Source organism: Ensifer sp. SSB1 (assembly GCF_016652895.1).
Taxonomy (GTDB): Bacteria; Pseudomonadota; Alphaproteobacteria; order Rhizobiales; family Rhizobiaceae; genus Ensifer.
In genome coordinates, this window is the sequence record NZ_JAEPRP010000061.1 from 11,121 (window position 1) to 32,251 (window position 21,131).

The following is a 21,131-nucleotide window of genomic DNA, read 5'->3' on the forward strand; positions in this document are numbered from 1 at the left end:
AATGTTATGCTCTTGGGCAGCAGCACGTAGGAAAGCCCCAACATACGCAGCTCTAGGCAACCCCTTTCTCGCGCATGTGAAAACGAGTCCAAAACGCTGTCGCCGCCGCCGTGGAACACCACTCGAGTCATCCCTACATCAGTCAGCTTTTGAAGCGTGCTGAAGGTTTCGAGCGCCGGACGTGTCCTGTCGCTGCCCCTGTACAGCTCAAGATTGAAGGCATCGTTTAATTTCCGCATCCAGGTTTTGTCGAAGTTAATGCTCATGTGAAATATCAAGCATAAAATAAAATGTCGCACAAGAATTGTTCTAAACTTAGTTTTTGTTATAATTTATGGCAAATGATTCCTTTTGATGTATTGCACTCGGTGATAACACGTGTGGAAAGCATTGAAGCTGATGAATAATATTGGAAGATATTCTAGAGATTAATGAGCATAATTGCAAATGCGGTGCTGTATTTATGCGCGACTGAGCGCGCGTGAGGTATTAGGTCAAGCGAGGGCGTAGGGCATCCTGGCGATGGGAGTGATGCGACGGGTTGCAGCAAAGTCGCCCGGCGTCTCGAGCTGTAGAAGGTTGCTGCCGACGCGTTATTCGATGGCGGGGAGATACACGGGCGTCAGTCCCTGTCTGAGAGCCCCGCGTGGGTGTGCTGTCGTTCCACCTTCCTACACATGCTCCGAAGAACAATGAAAATCACCGACTAACGTTCGTGTATGTGGAGCGGAAGCGGTTGCCTTCATTCCCTTTCCCCAGCCGGGCGAAGTGTAAGTGAGCAAATTGCAACGGGTTGCACCGGAAAGTATCCGCCCCGTCTGCTAAGGGCGCGACAATCAAGTATTCAGTCAGAACTTCAGTGGTGGGGAGTGCTGGCTTGAAGTTATCGAAACTTGGGCCGGCAATTACGCGTTGGGCGCGGCCTATGACAAACCATGCCGAGGTCTTGGACCTCTATGATGGCAGAGGCGCCGTGACGAGGCATAGGATGGTCGGTCGAATGCTGCCATCGCTTCTTGCTCGGCATTCTCGAGAGCGCAGACGGGGCTTTCGGGCAGCCGATGCTGGGGCGGTGTCCTCAAGATCGCGGGAGCGAAGGGGGAGAGACGGGGCGCAGCCGGGACGGAGGAGAGGGGTGCAACGGATGGCGCCGGGGCGGGCCGGGCCGGGGCGCGAAGGCCATCGAGTGCGGTCGGACGCAACCTCACGCCGGGCCAAGACAAGGCCGGGGGGAGGGTCCGGTGCAACGGGTTGCAATTTAGCGCAAGCCAAACCCAGAACTCGGCTGGGCCGCCTCGACAGGTTGCCTGCCGATGCTGTGACCCGTCGCTTCCTGTGAGGGCTCGCGTCATCGATCTGGGGTGTACGTCTGCGCTGCGTCCAGGGGTTGGACTAACCTGCGCCTACGGATAGTCGGCTGATCTGCCTGCTGTGCGAGGAAGAGAAGCACAGCCGCCTTGATGAATTCACTGCGAGACGAAAAATAGCCAGGCTCTCCCGGCATCCCTTTGCCGACAAAGGCATCGATTTCATCAATCAACGGCGGGTCAACATGCGTGCCAATGAGCTTCCGTGACATTTCTTGAATCCTTTGAAATTCGTTCCTCGACGTTATTACGTATCTAGATTCTTTACAATACTTTCTCCTTAAATCATGGATATTTCGAAGTAACATACCAAAGTGTATGTCGGAGCAATCCCCGATGATTCACTAATTTACTTACTTGTTAAAGATTGTTAACGCGTGTAATCACATAAAGGTTGCCGTTGTTCATTTGGTGTTGCCATTTGTGGCCGAGGTTGTGCTATGTCGAATGTAGTCGTACTTGATGAGCTCAGGATGAGGAATGGCCCTTCCGAAGCGACGCTCTTTGACAAAGGGGGCAGCGCTCTCGCGCAAGGGATCGTGCGGTCTAAAAGTCGGAAGGGGATCGGAGACACATCGCCGGATAACGTGCTGATTTTGAATGGTAAAGCCAATGTCTTCGATGCCTCTACAAGTGATGCCGGCAAGGACGCCGGAAACAAGTGTAAGCTGAAGCGGAAACAGCCTGTTTCGGACAAGCAGTTAACCGGCGAGCGCTTCAGAAGTTTTATTGCCACGGCGACAGATCGGGAGATGAAGTCCACGTTCCCAAAGTCCTGGAACATCCATCAACAGTTAAGGAATAGGACGCGCCCTCGGCGAAAAGCGTCTGATTGTTCGCTCCACCCGGACTTGAACAACTTTAAGGCCTTCATGCTCGAAATGGGCGGCCCCGCGCCTGGTCCGGACGCTTCTGTTGATCGCAAAGACCCTCAGAATTTCACCTACGGTCCCGGCCTAATCCGCTGGTCTTCTCCGAAAGGGCAGGCCCGTAACAGGACGACGAACATCTACGCGACGTGGCGAGATGAAAGACGCTGCCTTGCCGAGTGGGCCGAAGTAGCAGGAATTGCCTACAAGACACTTCAAAAAAGGCATCATCGGGGAAAGTCTGACGCGGAGCTTTTTAGGGAGGCAACGGTCGGGAAATACAGGCCCACGCAGGAGGAATTGAAACGGTCAAGGCAGCCCGAGAAGCTTGGTGATGGCGTTGGGCTGATCTGCCGCCCTGAGCCTCCTCCGTTACCTGCACGGGACGATTGGCCTGCGGGCGTCGATGCGCGAAAATTCGAGGCGGGCTATCGGCGTATGCTGGTGCACAAAAAAAGAGCAGGGGCGACGTGGCGCTTCTCTAAGGCCCATTTCTGCGCCTTTGTTTTGCTTTCGAGAGTGCTGAAGGCAGAACGGGAAGTGATCCTTCCGAAGTACCCCGACCTCTTCCATCGCCAACGAATTCCAGAGGATGATCTTTCCACCCTCGACGCTGAGGCTGCAAGCGACCCGATCGTTCGGGGGTGGCTCTCCGATAGCGCAATCCTCGCCACTGCTTGGCGCGCTTACGAGCTCGAACTTGAGGAGCGGGCGGCCCGAGACAAATACCTGCTGTCGTCGGGTGACGAAGCTCGGTGGGTGCACGGTCAACTTCGCATATTGATCGACCTGTCCAAAACGCGTCCCTGCCTAACCCCTGGAGACGTCTACAGGCTTTTCGAACGGAGGGGGTGAGAAAGAATGACGCAGAAACCGAAGGGTATGATTGGCCTACTCGACCGACTGGCAACCTTTGCGCGGACCTATCATGAGGTGGACAGGCGCGAAAATCCCCATCGTTTTGTCGGCAGCCCGGACGGCCTGGGCAATGAGTTCCTCTTTGTCGAGAACGTGGCTCGGATGCTAGGGTGCGGTGTGGACTTTGTTCGCCGCATCCCCCGGAGTGAGCTGCCCGCATCAAAAATTGGTGCGCGCTTGATCTATCGGCGCGCAGATGTGGTCGCTTTCATCAACTCGCGACGGGATCAGGGAACTGGTGCCAAGCTGGTTTCAGTTCGGAAGGTGCGCACGCGTGTCGCGACGGAGCCGCTGCAACTTGTTGCACCGGAAGGGGGTGGGGCATTCGACCCGGTCCGCTACGTGCGCTCTCTGAAAAAAGCGGAAAGCCAAAGAGATGACAAAAGCAAAGCTCAATGCTGAGAAGGTCGGCCCATTCCGAGTGGCCCCGCGCATCCGTGACAGTGCGCACACAGGTGCGTGGATAGTCGATGTCCCGCCGCACCTCTCACCGAACGGCAAGCGCGCCCGTCACACGCTCCCGACAAAGGCGGAGGCACTGGCGGAAGCCAAGCGGATGCTCAGAGAGCTTCAGCTCGATGGCGCTCTGTCGGGGCGCGGGTTCGTTCAAAAAATGAGCGGCGTCACGCTCACTGAAGTGTCGAAGCGCTGGCTGAAGGAACAAGACGACCGGGTCGTCACCGGCAAGAAGCGGCAATCGTCCTTGGACGCGGACGGCTACAAGCTCAAGGCCATACTGGGTAAGTTCCCCGACACCGATGTCTCCAGCATCGGGACTAGGGAGGTGGCAGACTACCAGAAGCATCGCGTTGACGCGGGATGCGTGGCGGCGACGATCAACGCTGAGACCTCCCTTTTCCTCCAGGTGCTCCGATGGGCCCAGGAGAAAGGCCTCGTGGAGAAGCTCCCGAAAGTGGAACGCATTCCCGTGCCGGTGAAGCGTGTAGACGTGCCCACGCCGGAGGAGATGTCTCGCATCCTTGACGTCCTCGGCGAGCACAGGGCGCTCCTAGTGCGGTTCCTGGCTGAGACAGGCGTTCGCAAGACAGAGGCGTACACGCTCGAATGGCCGGATGTGGATTCTGCCAATCGGCTGGTCTCCATCAGGCGGAAGGATGGCTTCACACCGAAGACGCGCCACTCTGACCGGGACATTCCGATCAGCGCTTCTCTTGCTGACGCCCTTGCGGAGGTGAAGAAGGCGGTGCGTGCCAAGGCGCTGAAGGACGGTGAAACGCCGCCCGTGCTGGTGTTCCCGGGCCGGTTCGGCGGCAAGCTCGTGAATATTCGGCGGGCGCTCGCCACCGCGGTCAACAAGGCTGAAGTGAGGCGGAACGGGCAGGCGCTGAAGCTCACGCCCCATATTCTGCGCAAGGCCATGGCAACCTGGCTTCACGTGCGAGGCGTGCCGGACGCTCTACTGCAGCCGCGCCTGGGCCATGCTCCAGGAAGCCGGGTCACCAAGTCGGTGTATGTGAAGGTCACCACCGAGGACATGCGCGCTTCGGTGCTCGACCTTGAAGCTGAGCGCCGCACACGCATGAACGCGGCGGAGGCAACCAGGACGGCCTAATCCGGCGCCCTGGCGCCAGATTTTGGCACCACGGGAGGCATACTGGATTCTTGGTGCAACGGGTTGCAATCGGAAAGGACGGTCGGGCTCCGGTGACAGCGTTTCGGGGGCTATTGGGCGCCCGATTTGGCACCGTTTCACCACCCCGACTTGGCACCATTTGGCACCAGAGACCAAAAAGGGCTCAGCGATTTCTCGCTAAGCCCTTGAATTGGATGGTGGGCGTGACAAGGATCGAACTTGTGACCCCTACGATGTCAACGTAGTGCTCTCCCGCTGAGCTACACGCCCATCCGATGTGGCGCATAGACCACAAAAGCCGTTGCCGCGTCAATAGGGTTTTCGAAGGTTTTTTGACAGAAATTCTGCGGAGGTGTTTTTCCTCCCCTGGGCCGGGTTTGCGGGCCGTTCCCGGCGCCCTGCATTTCCTGGATTTCTGCTAAGGCATTGAAACGAAAAGACCGCCGGAGATCCCTTGTGGATCGCGGCGGTCAAACGGATTTCGTATTCATTTCAGTCGCGACAGCTCGCGCCTGTGGAAAACTGTCGTGGCTCAGGCGGCTGCCAGCATCTTGTTGACCTCGTCGACGAGGTCGCGGAGGTGGAAAGGCTTGGAAAGCACCTTGGCATCCTTCGGCGCCTTGGAGTCCGGGTTGAGCGCCACGGCGGCAAAGCCGGTGATGAACATGACCTTGAGGTCCGGATCGAGTTCGGTCGCGCGGCGCGCCAGTTCGATGCCGTCCATCTCGGGCATGACGATGTCGGTCAGCAACAGCGAAAAGGGCTCCTCGCGAAGCCGGTCATAGGCGCTGGCGCCGTTGTCGTAGGACATGACCTTGTAGCCGGCCTTTTCGAGCGCCTTCACCAGGAATCGGCGCATATCGTTGTCGTCTTCGGCAAGAAGGATTTTCGCAGTCATGAATTGGGCCGTGCTTCTCTTTATTCAGTTCATTGCGCGTAGATTGCGGCGTTTTATCCAAACCCCAACGCGGTAAATATCTCGTGAACGCGGGACGTCAATTCCCCGGGAGCTGTGATTGGTCACTATGGACACAGAGCGGACCAACTGGCAACATGATGACAATTGTAAGAACCGCATATGGTAAAAAAGGGTTCAGATGGGGGAAATTGCGGAGAGGGAACTGTTCGAGGTCCTGGAACCTCCGATCCAGCGCATTCCCTTTGTGTTCAATTCACCGCATAGCGGCCGGTCCTATCCCCAGAGTTTCCTCGATCAATCGCGGCTCGACGCCGTTTCGATTCGCCGGTCGGAAGACCACTATGTCGACGAACTGTTTCAGAACGCGACCTTCCTCGGCGCGCCGATGCTGCTGGCGCATTTCCCGCGCGCCTTCCTCGACGTCAACCGCGAGCCCTATGAACTCGACCCACGCATGTTCGACGGGCCGCTGCCGCCGCATGCCAACATCAGTTCGATGCGCGTCGCCGGCGGCCTCGGGACGATCCCGCGGCTGGTCGCCGAGAACATGGAGATCTATCGCGGACGCTTCCCGGTAGAGGATGCGCTGACGCGGATCGAGACGATCTACAAGCCCTACCATGCCACCCTGCGCAAACTGATCGCCCGCACGCACGTGCAGTTCGGTCTGTCGGTGCTGATCGATTGCCATTCGATGCCCGGAAACGTGCATTTGCCCGGCAGTGCCCAGCGTCCCGACTTCATTATCGGCGACCGTTACGGCACCAGTGCTGCGGGTGAACTGTCGCGCGCCGCGGTCGATCTCCTGCAGCAGCTCGGCTACAGCGTCGTGCGCAACAAGCCCTATGCCGGTGGCTTCATCACCGAGCATTATGGTCGCCCGACCCGCGGGCTGCACGCGTTGCAGATCGAGATCAACCGGGGGCTCTATGTCGATGAGGCGACGCTGGTGCGCAAACCCGGTTTCGGCGCGCTGGTCGCAGATCTCACGACTTTCGTCGCGTCGCTTTCCCGCCATGTCGAAGACTACGGCGCCTACCTCCCCCTGGCGGCTGAGTAGCCTTCCCCAAAAAACCCGGAAGAACCGGCAAAGCGTGACGGCGTCCAGCAAGGTGCTGGAGACGCTTGGTATTTCTTTTCGGGGAGGTTCAAAAAAAACCGCGCCAACGGCGCGGTCAAGTCTAGGGAGGAAACACCCAAGGAGGGTATTTACAGTCACAGGTGACTGTAGGGAAACAATAATATTGCACTGCACAAATGTCAAGTTTGCCGGTGAAAACTTTTGCGTCGCGTCAAAAGTTTTTCAGCCGAAAATGGCGAATCAACCGATTGAATTCGCTAAAGCCGCCGTGGTGCGGTGCGAGACGCTCCTGCCCTGGCGCCGACGCCGCCCGCAGATGGCCGTGCTCGGTCGTTTGCCTTTCGGTGATTTTCGTCTATGCAGGACGTACCTTCCTTCATGTTTCCCTGAGAGAGAGCCATGTTGCCTGACCGCGCCTTCTTCGATCGTCTTGCCGAAGCTGCCAAGGCAGAGACCCTGCCGCGATTTCGGATCGGTACCAGCGTGGTCAACAAGCTCGAAGGCGGCTTCGATCCGGTAACGGAGGCCGACCAGTCGGCGGAAGCGGCGATCCGCGCGCTGATCGAGACGCATTTTCCGGAACATGGCATCCTCGGCGAAGAGCATGGCAATGTCGGGCTCGACCGCGAATATGTCTGGGTCATCGACCCGATCGATGGTACCCGCGCCTTCATCTCGGGCTTGCCGGTCTGGGGCACGCTGATCGGTCTCTATCGCAACGGCGAGGCGGTCATGGGCCTGATGGACCAGCCCTTCACCGGCGAGCGCTACTTCGCCGACGGCGCGAAGTCGGTCTACCGCGGACCGGGGGGCGAGCAGGTGCTTTCGACGCGCGCCTGCAAATCGCTGTCCGACGCGGTGCTCTTCACCACCTCGCCGCACCTCTATACCGGCGCGTTGAAGACCCGCTACGAGGCGTTGCAAAGCAAGGTCCGGCTCTTCCGCTATGGCTGCGATTGCTACGCCTTCGCGCTTCTGGCCTCCGGCCATGTCGATCTGGTGATCGAATGCGGGTTGAAGCCCTATGACGTCGGCGGGCTCATCCCGCTGATCGAGCAGGCCGGCGGCATCATCACCAACTGGCAGGGTGGGCCGGCGGAAATGGGCGGCGAAGTCATCGCTGCGGGCAACGCCGAACTGCATGCGCAGGCGCTGGAAATGCTGAAGGGCTGAGGCCATTCCCTTCGGGCGCTGACGCCGAAGCGAACTGCAAAATCAAATGATTAGCGGAAGTGCTCGCCTGATTCAGGCGGCCGTGGTTTCGCGCTCGTCACCCTCTTCGGGGATGACGAAGGCAAGGATCGCGGCCATCGCCTGGGCGCGATAGCGATCGGCCTCGTGCAGCAGCTCGTGGCGGGCGCCATCGATCGGGATCATCTGGGCGGCGCGGAAATTGCGCGCCAGCCACTCGACGGCGATATGGGGCACCAGACGGTCCGCCGTCGGCGCCAGGATGATCGTCGGCAGGGTAATGCGCGTCAGATGTTCGCGACGGATGATCCGGCGCATGGCGCGGAAGGCTTCACTCAGCCAGCGCGCGGTCGGGGGGCCAAGCCTCAGTTCGGGGTGGGCATCCGTCAGCGCGATGTTGCGCTGGTAGCGGCGGCGGTCCGCGGTCAGCACGTTGTTTTCGAACGGGCGGTTGCCCTTGTCGGGATGCGCCGGCAGCGTGCCGAGGCCGATGCAGCGCATGAGCGTTGCAACCGCCGCGATGCTGCGCTCGCCGAGCGCCTGGCCGCCGAGGCCGACGAAGGGCGCCAGAACGACCAGCCGGTCGATGCGGCTTGCGAGCATCGGTGCCAGCGACAGGGCGACGAGCGCGCCCATGGAATGAGCGACGATCGAGAAGGGCAGGCGGGTATCCGGCAGCACGATCTGTTCAAGGAAGGTGCTGAGGTCGCGTTCATAGTCGGAGAAGTGATCGACATAGCCGCGACCGGGATGGGGCAGCAGCCGCTCCGAGCCCGCCTGACCGCGCCAGTCGAAGGTTGCGACCCAGAGGCCCGCGGCCGTGAGATCGGCGATCGTCTCGAAATATTTCTCGATCGATTCGTTGCGGCCCTGCAGCAGGACGACGGTACCGCGCGCGACCGGCTGCCTTGTCTTGAAGATCGCATAGCGGATCTTGCGGCCACCGACACCGTCGAAAAAGCCCGCGACATGATTGTCCGGGATCGGATTGTCCGGTGTCGCGTGGAGGATCGAGGTCATAAGGTCGTGGCCGGACTTGAACGCGCGTTGAACGATAGCATCAAGGGATAGGCGGCAGGGTCTTCGCCGTCAAAGAAAAAAGCCGGAAACGGTGGGTGAAATCCGGACGATCACCGTTTCCGGCTGCTGAAGAGGAAGGGACTTATCACTTCAGCCTGGGAGTTGCCGCCCAGAGCTTTTTTCTAGTCCCCCGAGGCTGAACGGAAACCGAAGCGGGCATTCATGTCGGGTTCACGGGAAAAATCGTGGGCGTTCGCGTCTTGAAGTCGTGAATTCGCCTCCCCAAATCAGGGTCACGGGCGCCGAAGACGGGTCCGTTCACCGGTCCTGCCACTGCCAGAATGGGGTGGCCGACCAGACATCGCAAACGTTGCTCCAAGGAGGACACAATGCGTCACTTCGATTTCTCTCCCCTTTACCGCTCCACCGTTGGCTTCGATCGCCTGTTCACCATGCTCGACAGCCTCGGCCAGCCGGGTGAAGCCCAGACCTATCCGCCCTACAACATCGAACGCACCGGCGAAAACGCCTACCGCATCACCATGGCCGTTGCCGGCTTTGACGAGAGCGAGCTTTCGATCGAGGCCCGTGAGCACACGTTGACGGTCAAGGGCGAAAAGGCCGAGGAAAAGGGCGAGGAAAGCCAGTTTCTCCATCGCGGCATTGCCAAGCGCGCCTTTGAGCGCCGCTTCCAGCTTGCCGATCACGTGGAGATCAAGTCCGCTTCGCTGAAGAACGGCTTGCTGCACATCGACCTCACCCGCGAGATCCCGGAAGCAGCCAAGCCGCGCCGGATCGAGATTTCGTCCGTCGCCTCGCAGGCAAAGCAGATCGAGGCTCAGACCCTCTAACCGCCGCAGCCAGAACAATCTCCCAAGACAGAGCGGCGTCCCCCAGGGGGCGCCGCTTTTTTGCTGCCTGGCGTGTCAGGACGTGGCCGGCGCAGGCACTGCGGAAGCCTGCTTCTTGGCGGCATAGCGCTGTGCTATGACGGCGCAGGCCATCAGCTGGATCTGGTGGAACAGCATGACCGGCAGCACGATCGCGCCGATGTTCTGCCCGGCGAAGATGGCGCTCGCCATCGGCACGCCGCTCGCAAGGCTCTTCTTCGAGCCGCAGAAGGTGATGGCGATCTCGTCCGCCTTGTCGAAGCCGAGCAGGCGGCTGCCGAACATGGTGACGGCGAGGACAAGCGCCAGCATGATGATCTCGATGACGACGAGGATGCCGAGATCCGTCAGCGAGTAGGTCTGCCAGAGGCCCGAAGTCACCGCCTGGCTGAAGGCGAGATAGACGACCATCAGGATCGAGCCGCGATCGATGGGCGCCAAGAGCCCCTTGCGCGCCCGGATCCAGTTGCCGATCCAGGGCTGCAGCAATTGTCCGATGACGAAGGGTGCGAGCAGTTGCAACAGGATCTGCTCCAGCGCATCGAGCGTCACGCCGCCATGGCCACCGGCGGAAAAAAGCAGCCCGACGAGCAGCGGCGTCAGGAACATGCCGAAGATGTTGGAGGCTGAGGCCGAGCAGATCGCTGCCGGTACGTTGCCCCCGGCCATCGAAGTGAAGGCAATCGACGACTGCACCGTCGAGGGCAGCACGCAGAGAAACAGGATGCCGGTGTAAAGTGTCGACGGCAGGATCGAGGTCGGGACGAAGCCGACCGCAAGACCGATGAGCGGGAAGAGCGCGAAGGTCGAGGCTAGGATCGTCAGATGCAGCCGCCAGTGCAGCACGCCGGCAATCACCACGTCGCGCGACAGGCGCGCGCCGTGCAGGAAGAAGACCATGCCGACGGCGACCTTGGTCGCGATGCCGAACCAGACAGTGGCCTCACCATGGATCGGCAGAACGGATGCCAACAGCACCGTCGCCAGAAGCAGGATAGTGAAGGTATCGGGAAGGTAGCGGCGCATGTCTTTCGTCACTTTCTCGGCATCAAGCTCTTGCCGAAAAAGTTCATTATGAAGCAGGATGCAAGGAATAACAGTTATCACGAATTGAGATGGGTCATGCTGGATCTCGTGCAATTGCGCAGCTTCGTCGCCCTCGAGCAGATGGGCAGCTTCACGCTCGCGGCGGAAAAACTGTCGCTGGGGCAATCGACCGTCAGCCAGCATATTCAACGGCTTGAGGCCTCGCTTGGGCGAACCCTGGTGGCGCGCGATACGCACCGCGTAGCGCTGACGGCGGATGGGCTGGCGCTGCTCGCCCATGCCCGCTCGATGCTGGCGATCGACGGCGAGGTGCGTGCACTCTTCGCGGAAAGCAGCCTCCGGGGGCGCCTACGTCTCGGGGTTTCCGAGGATTTCGTCATGAGCCGGCTGCCGGCGGTGCTGGAAGACTTCGTGCGCGCGCACCCGTCCGTCGATCTCGAACTCACGGTGGCATTGAGCGGCGTGCTCTATCAGATGCAGGACAATGGCGAGATCGATCTCGTGCTCGCCAAGCGGCGGCTCGGCGACCTCAGGGGTGAACTTGTCTATCGCGAACCGCTGGTCTGGCTTGCCCGCGACCCGGAACGGATCCGGCGTGACAAGGTGCTGCCGCTGATCGCCTTTCCGCCGCCGAGCATCACCCGCAGCGTCGCGCTCGAAGTGCTCGATCGGCACCGCCTGCCGTGGCGGATCGTCTGCACCTGCGGCAGTCTCAGCGGGCTGACGGCGGCCGCGCGCGCCGGCATGGGCGTGCTCGTGCAGCCGCGCAGCATGGTGCCGCCGGGGTTGAAGGAGATACCGGCCGGTGCCTTGCCGCCGCTCGAAGACGTGGAATTCGTGCTGGTGCCGACCAAGGGCGTCGACCGAAAGCTGAGTGCGGCGCTCTCGGTCGAAATCCTCGCCAATCTGAGGACCCTGCAAGGGCAGGGTTGAGGGAAGGGCTCAGCAGCCGGCGACGAAGCGGTCGACGTCCTCGGCCTTGGTCGCAAAGCTGGTGACGAGGCGATAGAGGCCCTCGTTCTTGGCAAGCTTGCCCTCAAGATCGTGCGGCACCGGCCAGTCGTAGAAGACGGCGCCATCCTGTCTGAGCTTCGTCGCCACATCCTTGCTGATGATGGCAAAGACCTCGTTGGCACCGGCCTGCCAGGCAAGCCGGCTCGTCTTTGCCGCGGCGATGCCCTCGGCCAGGCGCGTGGCCATGGCGTTGGCGTGGCGGGCGAGGTTCAGCCAGAGATCGCCGGCGAAGTAGGCGTCGAACTGCGCCGAGACGAAACGCGACTTGGAGAAAAGCTGGGCGGAGCGCTTGCGCAGGAAGTGCATCTCATGCGCCTTGGAGAGGTCGAACAGCACCAGCGCCTCGGCGCACCAGCAGCCGTTCTTGGTGCCGCCGAAGGAAACGAGGTCAACGCCGCGCTTCCAGGTCATTTCGGCGGGCGTGGTGCCCAGGCTGACGAGCGCATTGGCAAAGCGCGCACCGTCCATATGCACCGGCAACTTGTGCGCCTTGGCGACGGCGGCGATCGTGTCGATTTCCGCGAGCGAATAGACCGTGCCGCTTTCCGTCGCCTGCGTCAGTGACACGGCTGCAGGCTGGCCGCCATGGACGTTGTCCAACGGATAGCGCCTCATTTCGGCCTCGAGCCGTGCCGCTTCCATCTTGCCGCGCGGCCCGTCGACGGGCTTCAGCCTGGCGCCGTGCGAGAAGAATTCCGGCGCGCCGCATTCGTCGGCAATGACATGCGCTTCGCGGTGGCAGAAGGTGATGCCACCCGCCCGGTTGGCGCTCGCAAGTGCCAGCGAATTGGCGGCGGTTCCGGTGCCGACGAAGAAGACGGCGACGTCTCTTTCGAAAATCTCGGCGAACTTCTTTTCCACCTTCCGGTCGAGATCGCTCGTGCCATAGGCCGACGCGTATCCGCCTGCGTGCGCCATCAGGCTCTCGGCAATCGCGGGATGGGCACCAGCCCAGTTGTCAGACGAAAAAATCATCACTTTCCACCCTGTATTACAGTCTTTTCGACGGATTTCGCCGACCTTAACCGAGTTCTCCGCCGGATCAATCACGGTCAGCGGCCGAAAGGCCAACAGGAGACCAGTTTGAAACCAAAAGGAAGAAAACGACGAAACGCCGTAATTAAATTATAAAAGCCAGAAATTTCCGGCAATGTTCGGCAAAATCTCCTCTATTATTTGCTGATATGCCTCTTGCGGTGGGGGGGAGTTTCTGGCATAGAGCACATGAAATAGGACAGGTTTGCTGTCCTATTTCGGTCTAGGGACCGGAACAATCGCCGCTAGTGCCTAAAAAAACGGCACCCGGCGTGCGAAGCGGGGGGATTGGCCGGATTTCATCCGGTTGTAATCGCCTGCCGTCAGGATGGTCGCAGACATCAATGCCTGATGATGCCGTGCTTATTTGCGACCTGATCAGGATCATGAGACGATGAGTGCCCCGACTTTTTGGCGCGCCTTTGCGCGCAACGAAGAGCCATGCGCGGGCGGTGCCATGCCCGGCGTTGCCGGGTTTCAACAGGAGGGAAAACGATGACGGATCATTCGCCATCACAGCAATCTGGGCTCAACCTCGCACACAGCGTTGCGACGGCTGAAAAAACGCCCGCATTCCCGTCCGGCCTGCCGCGAAAACAGGGTCTCTACGATCCACGCAACGAACATGACGCCTGCGGCGTCGGCTTCGTCGCGCATATGAAGGGTCAGAAGTCGCACCAGATCGTGCGCGATGGCCTCTTCATGCTCGAAAACCTGACGCACCGTGGCGCCGTCGGTGCCGACCCGTTGATGGGCGACGGCGCGGGCATTCTCGTACAAATTCCCGACCGCTTCTTCCGTGAGGAGATGGCGAAGCAGGGCATCACCTTGCCGAAGGCCGGCGAATATGCCGTCGGTCATATCTTCATGCCGCAGGACGATGCGCTGGTCGCGCATTTCAAGCAGGCGATCAAGGACGTCGTCACCGAAGAGGGCCAGGTCCTTCTCGGCTACCGCGACGTCCCGGTCGACAATTCGTCGCTGTCAAAGGCGCCGGAAATCGCCGCGACCGAACCCCGCCACATCCAGGTCTTCATCGGCGCAGGCCGCGATGCCGCAACGAACCCGGAGTTCGAGCGCCGTCTCTTTACCCTGCGCAAGGTGATCTCCAACCGTATCTATGACGAATACAAGGGCGAGGAGAGCAACTTCTATCCCGTCTCGCTGTCGTCCGCGACGATCGTCTACAAGGGCATGTTCCTCGCCTATCAGGTTGGCGCCTATTATAAGGACCTGTCCGATCCGCGGTTCGAGTCGGCGGTGGCGCTCGTGCACCAGCGCTTCTCCACCAACACCTTCCCGTCGTGGAAGCTCGCGCACCCTTACCGCATGGTCGCCCACAACGGCGAAATCAACACCCTGCGCGGCAACGTCAACTGGATGGCGGCGCGCCAGGCGTCGGTCTCTTCGCCACTCTTCGGTGAGGACATCTCCAAGCTCTGGCCGATCTCCTACGAGGGCCAGTCCGACACTGCCTGTTTCGACAACGCGCTCGAGTTCCTGGTGCAGGGCGGCTATTCGCTGTCGCATGCCGTCATGATGCTGATCCCCGAGGCGTGGGCCGGCAACCAGCTGATGTCGCCCGAACGCAAGGCGTTCTACGAATACCATGCAGCCCTGATGGAGCCGTGGGATGGACCGGCTGCGGTCGCCTTTACCGACGGTCGCCAGATTGGTGCCACGCTCGACCGCAACGGTCTGCGTCCGGCCCGCTACATCGTCACCTCTGACGATCGCGTCATCCTTGCGTCCGAGGCCGGCGTGCTGCCGGTCGACGAGGGCAAGATCGTCAAGAAGTGGCGCCTGCAGCCGGGCAAGATGCTGCTCATCGATATGGAGCAGGGCCGCATCATCTCCGACGAGGAGGTGAAGTCCTCGCTCGCAACCAAGCATCCCTACAGCAAGTGGCTTGAAGACACCCAGCTGATCCTCGAGGAGTTGAAGCCGGTGGAGCCGCGGGCGCTGCGCCGCGACGTCTCGCTGATCGACCGTCAGCAGGCCTTCGGCTACACACTCGAAGACACCAAGATCCTGATGTCGCCGATGGCGACGACCGGCCAGGAGGCGATCGGCTCGATGGGCACCGATACGCCGATCTCGGCGATGTCGGACAAGCGCAAGCTGCTCTACACCTATTTCAAGCAGAACTTCGCGCAGGTCACCAACCCGCCGATCGACCCGATCCGCGAAGAGCTGGTGATGAGCCTCGTCTCCTTCATCGGCCCGCGTCCGAACATCCTCGACCACGAGGGCATGGCGCATGCCAAGCGGCTCGAGGTGCGCCAGCCGATCCTGACCAATGGCGATCTCGAAAAGATCCGCTCCATCGGTCACACGGAAGACCGCTTCGACACCAAGACGCTCGACTTCACCTATGACATTTCGCGCGGTGCCGAAGGCATGCCCGAAATGCTCGACCGCCTCTGCGAGCGTGCGGAAGCGGCGGTCAAGGGCGGCTACAACATCATCGTGCTGTCCGACCGCCAGGTCGGTCCGGACCGCGTGGCGATCCCGGCGCTGCTCGCAACGGCCGCCGTGCACCACCATCTGATCCGCAAGGGCCTGCGTACCTCGGTCGGCATCGTGCTCGAATCCGGCGAACCGCGCGAAGTGCACCAGTTCTGCCTGCTTGCCGGCTACGGCGCCGAGGCGATCAACCCCTATCTCGCCTTCGACACGCTCATCGACATGCACAAGCGTGGTGAGTTCCCCAAGGAGGTCGATGCGAGCGAGGTCGTCTATCGCTACATCAAGGCCGTCGGCAAGGGCATCCTCAAGGTCATGTCCAAGATGGGCATCTCGACCTACCAGTCCTACTGCGGCGCGCAGATCTTCGACGCCGTCGGCCTGTCGTCGAAGCTCGTCAACCAGTTCTTCTTCGGCACCGCCACGACGATCGAGGGTATCGGCCTCGAAGAGATCGCAGCCGAAACCGTCGCCCGTCACAAGGCGGCCTTCGGTGCCGACCCGGTTCTCGCCAACTCGCTCGACATCGGCGGCGAGTATGCCTACCGCATGCGCGGCGAGAGCCATGCCTGGACGCCCGATGCGATCGCCTCGCTGCAGCATGCCGTTCGCGGCAATGCGCAAGATCGCTACCGCGAATTCGCCGAGATGGTCAACAACTCGGCACTGCGCATGAACACGATCCGCGGTCTCTTCACGATCAAGGGCGCCGAGGCTCTCGGGCGCAAGCCGATCTCGGTCGACGAGGTCGAGTCGGCGGCCGACATCGTCAAGCGCTTCTCGACCGGCGCCATGTCCTTCGGCTCGATCAGCCGCGAGGCGCACACGACGCTCGCGATCGCCATGAACCGGATCGGCGGCAAGTCGAACACCGGCGAGGGCGGCGAGGAAAGCGACCGTTATCTGCCGCTGCCCGATGGCTCTGCCAACCCCGAGCGTTCGGCGATCAAGCAGATCGCGTCCGGCCGTTTCGGCGTGACCACCGAGTACCTGGTCAATGCCGACATGCTGCAGATCAAGGTGGCGCAGGGCGCCAAGCCCGGTGAAGGCGGCCAGCTGCCCGGCCACAAGGTCGACGCGACGGTTGCCAAGACCCGCCACTCGACCCCGGGCGTCGGCCTGATTTCGCCGCCGCCACACCATGACATCTATTCGATCGAAGACCTGGCGCAGCTGATCTACGATCTGAAGAACGTCAACCCGGAAGCGGATGTTTCGGTCAAGCTCGTCTCGGAAGTCGGCGTCGGCACGGTTGCCGCTGGCGTTGCCAAGGCGCGCGCCGACCATATCACCGTCGCCGGCTTCGACGGCGGCACCGGTGCCTCGCCGCTCACCTCGCTGAAGCATGCAGGCAGCCCGTGGGAAATCGGCCTTGCAGAGACCCAGCAGACGCTGGTGCTGAACGGCCTTCGCTCGCGCGTGGCGCTGCAGGTCGATGGTGGCCTGAAGACCGGTCGCGACGTCATCATTGGTGCGCTGCTCGGTGCCGACGAGTTCGGCTTCGCCACCGCGCCGCTGATTGCCGCCGGCTGCATCATGATGCGCAAGTGCCATCTCAACACCTGTCCTGTCGGCGTGGCGACCCAGGATCCCGTCCTGCGCAAGCGCTTCAAGGGCACGGCGGAGCATGTCATCAACTACTTCTTCTTCGTTGCTGAGGAAGTGCGCGAGATTCTGGCGTCGCTTGGCGTCAAGAAGCTCGATGAGATCATCGGCGCGTCGGAGCTGCTCGAAAAGGACGGTGCGCTTGCGCACTGGAAGGCCAACGGTCTCGACTTCTCGAAGATCTTCCACAAGGTGGAAGCCAAGAAGGAAGAGACCTACTGGACCACGCGCCAGCAGCACCCGATCGACGATGTTCTCGATCGCAAGCTGATCAAGGAAGCGGCGGTCGCGCTCGAAACCAAGGCTCCGGTCAAGATCGAAGCCGAAATCAAGAACGTCGACCGTTCGGCCGGCGCGATGCTTGCCGGTGCGCTTGCCAAGCGCTGGGGCCACAAGGGCCTGAAGGACGACACCATCCACGTGACCCTCAAGGGCACGGCCGGCCAGTCCTTCGGCGCGTTCCTGGCACGCGGCATCACCTTCGATCTCGTGGGCGACGGCAACGACTATGTCGGCAAGGGTCTTTCGGGCGGTCGCATCATCGTCCGGCCGCCGGAAAACGCGACGATCGTTCCGCAGGAATCGATCATCGTCGGCAATACGGTGCTCTACGGTGCGATTTCGGGCGAATGCTACTTCAACGGCGTAGCCGGCGAGCGCTTCGCGGTGCGCAACTCCGGCGCGGTCGCGGTCGTCGAAGGTGTGGGCGACCACGGCTGCGAATACATGACCGGCGGCGTCGTCGTCGTGCTCGGCGGCACGGGCCGCAACTTCGCGGCGGGCATGTCGGGCGGTGTCGCCTATGTGCTCGACGAGGAGGGCGATTTCGCCCGTCGCTGCAACATGGCGATGGTCGAGCTGCAGCCGGTTCCGGAAGAGGACGACATGCTCGAGAAGCTGCATCACCATGGCGGCGACATCATGCACAAGGGTATGGTGGATGTATCGGGCGACATGACGCGCCACGACGAGGAACGGCTCTATCAGCTGATTTCCAACCACCTTCACCACACGGGTTCGCCCCGGGCGAAGGAGATCCTCGATCACTGGACGGATTACCGGCCGAAATTCCGCAAGGTCATGCCGGTCGAGTACCGCCGTGCGCTCGAGGATATGGAACGCATGAAAATGGCAGAGGCGGCCGAATAGGAGGCCCCGGTGACCAAGGCTCCCGGTTCATCACAGACTGGTTCGGGGGCCCTTCACGCGCGCTTGGGAAAAGCGCCTGTTCAGACGCAAAGCTTTCAGGATAGTACGATGGGTAAGGTAACTGGATTTCTCGAGATCGACCGGCAAGTGGCAAAGTACCAGCCGGCATCTGACCGCATCCGCCATTTCCGCGAATTCACCATTCCGATGTCGGAACCGGAAGTGCAGAAGCAGGCTGCTCGCTGCATGGACTGTGGCATTCCCTATTGCCACGGGCCGACCGGCTGCCCGGTGCACAACCAGATTCCCGACTGGAACGACCTCGTCTACAACGGCAACTGGGAAGAGGCGATCCGCAACCTGCATTCGACCAACAACTTCCCGGAATTCACCGGTCGCGTCTGCCCGGCGCCGTGCGAGGAAGCCTGCACGCTGAACCTCGAAGATACGCCGGTGGCGATCAAGACGGTTGAGCAGGCGCTTGCCGACAAGGCCTATGAGATGGGCTACATCGTGCCGCAGCCGGCCGTTACCAAGACCGGCAAGAAGGTTGCGGTGATCGGCTCCGGCCCGGCCGGTATGGCGGCAGGCCAGCAGCTTGCCCGCGCCGGCCACGAGGTCCACGTCTATGAGCGCGAGACGAAGCCCGGCGGGCTGCTGCGCTACGGCATCCCGGACTTCAAGATGGAAAAGAATTTCATCGATCGCCGCGTCGAACAGATGAAGGGCGAAGGGGTCACGTTCCACTGCGGCATCAATGTCGGCGTGGACGTGCCGATGCAGCGCCTGCTCGACGAGTACGACGCCGTGCTCTATTGCGGTGGCTCCGAAACGCCGCGCGACGCCGGCATTCCCGGCGTCGAATTCGCAGGCGTGCATGACGCAATGCCCTATCTCGTGCAGCAGAACCGCCGCGTCGGTCGCGAAAACATCGACAGCGTCGGCTGGCCGTCGCAGCCGATCCTTGCCGGCGGCAAGCACATCGTCGTCGTCGGCGGCGGTGACACCGCGTCGGACTGCGTTGGCACGGCCTTCCGCCAGGGCGCGGTCAAGGTCACCCAGCTCGACATCCGCCCGCAGCCGCCGGAAAAGGAAGACAAGCTCGCCGTCTGGCCATTCTGGGCAACGAAGATGCGCACCTCCTCCAGCCAGGCCGAAGGCGCCATCCGCGAGTTCCAGGTGGCGACGCTCGAATTCATCGGCGACGAGGACGGCAACCTCACCGGCGTAAAGTGCTGCCAGGTGGACGACCGCCGCAAGCCAGTCGCCGGCACCGAGTTCATCATCAAGGCAGACCTCGCCTTCATCGCCATCGGTTTCCGTGGCCCCTTCACCACCAGCGTTTTGACGGACCTCGGCGACAAGCTGACGCTCAACACCGACCGCCGCGGCTCGACCAACGTCGTCGCCAACGAGCGCGACTACAAGACCTCGGTCGAGAAGCTCTGGACTGCCGGCGACGTCCGTCGCGGCCAGTCGCTGGTCGTCTGGGCGATCCGCGAAGGCCGCCAGGCCGCCCGCGCGATCGACGAGGCGCTGATGGGCTCGACCACCCTGCCGCGTTAACGCATTACTCCCAAGCATGAAAAAAGCCCCGTCCTCGTGACGGGGCTTTTTTTGTCGGCTCTTGCCGGAGCGGCCACTTCCAATGGCTGCCGCTTCTAGTTGCGGATCACCGGATTGCTGATCACCGTGCTCGGCTTCGACAGGCGGAAGTCATCGACGCGGCCGGCGGGCGCCGTGGCGATATCGCCCTTGTCCACCAGCAGATCACGCGGGCTCTTGCCATTGCCCTTGTCCGGCGCGGCATTGCCAAGGAGGGAGGTGGCGCCGTCCAGTGCCGGATCGGTCAAGCCGATCGGCTGGGTCTTGACGATATCCTCGTTGCCGAGCGGCGCCGTCACCACCAGGTCCTTCAGCTCGTTGGCCCCCGGCACGTTCTTGTCCGTCGCGGCGGCATCGCCAAGCAAGCGGCGAATGTCCTTCTCGACATAGAAGGCGAGTTTGCGTTTACCGGCTTTGGTGAGGTTGACGCCATCGGCACCGCGCAGGCGAACCTGCTGGCCGTTGATGTCGGAACCGGTCAGAACGAACTTGCCACCCTCGTCGACGAAGCCGTCCCAGATGTCGACGAACTGCCCGCCGACCTTCTCGATTTCTTCGCGGTACATGCCGTTGAAGGTCACCATGTCGGCCGTCATCGCCGCCGACTGGAACGGCGGCATGCCGACCCAGAGAACCGGAAGTTTTTCCTTGCGGGCCAAGGCAGCCAGCGCATTGACGCGCTTGCGGTACTCTTCGGTCCAGAGATCGGTCCGGAACTTTTCCTTGACGTCGCCGATCTGCATCTGCTGCCGATCGTTGGCGCCGAGGCTGACGATAATGACCGACGGCTTCACTTCGCCGACATAGCCGGGAAGGGTGCCCGGCCAATCGAAATAGTCCTCGCGCACCAGGCCCGAGGAACCGTTGGCCCGTGTCTCGATGGCGATGCCGGGCGTCATCTCGAAGGCCGTCTTCAGGCCGTCGCCAAGGCTGCCGGCCATGAAGTCGCCGACGACCAGGACCTTCTTGGCGTCCGGCGCCTTCTCGACGACCTGCGGCACGACGGCTGGCGTATCGGTGGCCTTCGGCTTCTGCTTCTGTTGCCCCAGGCCCTTCTGGCGCTGCTGCTGTTGTTGGCGCTGGCGTTTGGGTCGCGGCTGCTCGGGAAAATAGTCACGATCGTCATAGACAGGCCGGTCGCGCGACAGGCCGCCGAAGAGCATCTGGAACAGGTTGCGCCGCTGCACCGGTTCTTGTGCTTCGGCAAGGCTCGCAAATAGGCTGACGACAACCATCGCCATCGCGGCGATGCAGATGGTCGCAATCCCGAACGGCGATCGGCTCTGGTGTCCGCGGCGCTTGCTCATCATCTGGTTCTTTACCCGTTCATGGCGTGTTGCGGCGGCAACGAGCCGCTGTCA

At 61.5% G+C, this 21,131-nt stretch carries 16 protein-coding genes and 1 tRNA gene; 9 read left to right on the forward strand and 8 right to left on the reverse strand.

The features are described 5' to 3' along the window. Together I8N66_RS16705 and I8N66_RS16710 are read right to left on the reverse strand one after the other, a co-directional pair. Positions 1-266, reverse strand: a 266-nt coding sequence (locus I8N66_RS16705; protein WP_291155462.1) for a hypothetical protein, incomplete at its 3' end; no start/stop codon positions are given. Positions 267-1,348: 1,082 nt separating this feature from the next. After that, on the reverse strand, positions 1,349-1,579 hold the full coding sequence (locus I8N66_RS16710; RefSeq protein WP_291155465.1) for a ribbon-helix-helix domain-containing protein: 231 nt from the start codon (positions 1,577-1,579) through the stop codon (positions 1,349-1,351). 228 nt (positions 1,580-1,807) lie between these two features. Between I8N66_RS16710 and I8N66_RS16715 the strand changes: the two genes are divergently transcribed. Genes I8N66_RS16715 through I8N66_RS16725 form a run of 3 tightly spaced genes read left to right on the forward strand, consistent with a single transcriptional unit; the run spans position 1,808 to position 4,727 of the window. Next, positions 1,808-3,091: a hypothetical protein gene (locus I8N66_RS16715; RefSeq protein ID WP_291155468.1), complete on the forward strand. Its 1,284-nt coding sequence runs from the start codon at positions 1,808-1,810 to the stop codon at positions 3,089-3,091. Between the two features lie 6 nt (positions 3,092-3,097). Further along, positions 3,098-3,556, forward strand: a complete 459-nt coding sequence (locus I8N66_RS16720; protein WP_291155471.1) for a helix-turn-helix domain-containing protein — start codon at positions 3,098-3,100, stop codon at positions 3,554-3,556. Beyond that, entirely contained in the window at positions 3,531-4,727 is a 1,197-nt protein-coding gene (locus I8N66_RS16725) for a site-specific integrase (RefSeq protein ID WP_291155474.1), read from the forward strand. Before I8N66_RS16720 ends, I8N66_RS16725 begins: the two co-directional genes overlap by 26 nt. Positions 4,728-4,943: 216 nt before the next feature. Here I8N66_RS16725 and I8N66_RS16730 read toward each other — a convergent pair. Then, a tRNA-Val gene (locus I8N66_RS16730) sits at positions 4,944-5,018 on the reverse strand. Between the two features lie 262 nt (positions 5,019-5,280). Beyond that, a complete protein-coding gene (gene cpdR1, locus I8N66_RS16735) occupies positions 5,281-5,646 on the reverse strand; it encodes a response regulator CpdR1 (RefSeq protein ID WP_034786813.1) in 366 nt (121 codons plus the stop codon). A gap of 199 nt (positions 5,647-5,845) precedes the next feature. On the opposite strand from cpdR1, the gene I8N66_RS16740 reads away from it, so the two are divergent. Continuing rightward, the gene (locus tag I8N66_RS16740) at positions 5,846-6,727 is read left to right on the forward strand and encodes an N-formylglutamate amidohydrolase (RefSeq protein ID WP_113541186.1); all 882 of its coding nucleotides are present in this window, start codon (positions 5,846-5,848) and stop codon (positions 6,725-6,727) included. Between the two features lie 420 nt (positions 6,728-7,147). Continuing rightward, the gene (hisN, locus tag I8N66_RS16745; protein ID WP_291155479.1) at positions 7,148-7,921 is read left to right on the forward strand and encodes a histidinol-phosphatase; all 774 of its coding nucleotides are present in this window, start codon (positions 7,148-7,150) and stop codon (positions 7,919-7,921) included. Positions 7,922-7,993: 72 nt separating this feature from the next. Here the strand turns inward: hisN and I8N66_RS16750 are convergent, their stop codons facing one another. Further along, on the reverse strand, positions 7,994-8,959 hold the full coding sequence (locus I8N66_RS16750; RefSeq protein ID WP_291155481.1) for an alpha/beta hydrolase: 966 nt from the start codon (positions 8,957-8,959) through the stop codon (positions 7,994-7,996). Between the two features lie 389 nt (positions 8,960-9,348). Between I8N66_RS16750 and I8N66_RS16755 the strand changes: the two genes are divergently transcribed. Then, the gene (locus I8N66_RS16755) at positions 9,349-9,810 is read left to right on the forward strand and encodes an Hsp20 family protein (RefSeq protein ID WP_223725572.1); all 462 of its coding nucleotides are present in this window, start codon (positions 9,349-9,351) and stop codon (positions 9,808-9,810) included. A 75-nt stretch (positions 9,811-9,885) separates the two neighbouring features. On the opposite strand, the gene I8N66_RS16760 is transcribed toward I8N66_RS16755, so the two are convergent. Next, positions 9,886-10,875, reverse strand: coding sequence for a bile acid:sodium symporter family protein (locus I8N66_RS16760; protein ID WP_291155501.1), 990 nt, complete (start codon positions 10,873-10,875; stop codon positions 9,886-9,888). A 96-nt stretch (positions 10,876-10,971) separates the two neighbouring features. On the opposite strand from I8N66_RS16760, the gene I8N66_RS16765 reads away from it, so the two are divergent. Beyond that, a complete protein-coding gene (locus tag I8N66_RS16765; protein WP_291155485.1) occupies positions 10,972-11,829 on the forward strand; it encodes a LysR substrate-binding domain-containing protein in 858 nt (285 codons plus the stop codon). Between the two features lie 9 nt (positions 11,830-11,838). On the opposite strand, the gene I8N66_RS16770 is transcribed toward I8N66_RS16765, so the two are convergent. Next, positions 11,839-12,885, reverse strand: coding sequence for a low specificity L-threonine aldolase (locus I8N66_RS16770; RefSeq protein WP_291155487.1), 1,047 nt, complete (start codon positions 12,883-12,885; stop codon positions 11,839-11,841). Positions 12,886-13,440: 555 nt separating this feature from the next. Here I8N66_RS16770 and gltB point away from each other — a divergent pair. Next, complete coding sequence (gene gltB / locus I8N66_RS16775; protein ID WP_291155489.1) at positions 13,441-18,165, forward strand: glutamate synthase large subunit; 4,725 nt, start codon at positions 13,441-13,443, stop codon at positions 18,163-18,165. A 108-nt stretch (positions 18,166-18,273) separates the two neighbouring features. Further along, entirely contained in the window at positions 18,274-19,731 is a 1,458-nt protein-coding gene (locus I8N66_RS16780) for a glutamate synthase subunit beta (RefSeq protein WP_291155491.1), read from the forward strand. Between the two features lie 95 nt (positions 19,732-19,826). Here I8N66_RS16780 and I8N66_RS16785 read toward each other — a convergent pair whose 3' ends face one another. Next, a complete protein-coding gene (locus I8N66_RS16785; protein ID WP_291155492.1) occupies positions 19,827-21,080 on the reverse strand; it encodes a DUF459 domain-containing protein in 1,254 nt (417 codons plus the stop codon). Positions 21,081-21,131: the final 51 nt, after the last annotated feature.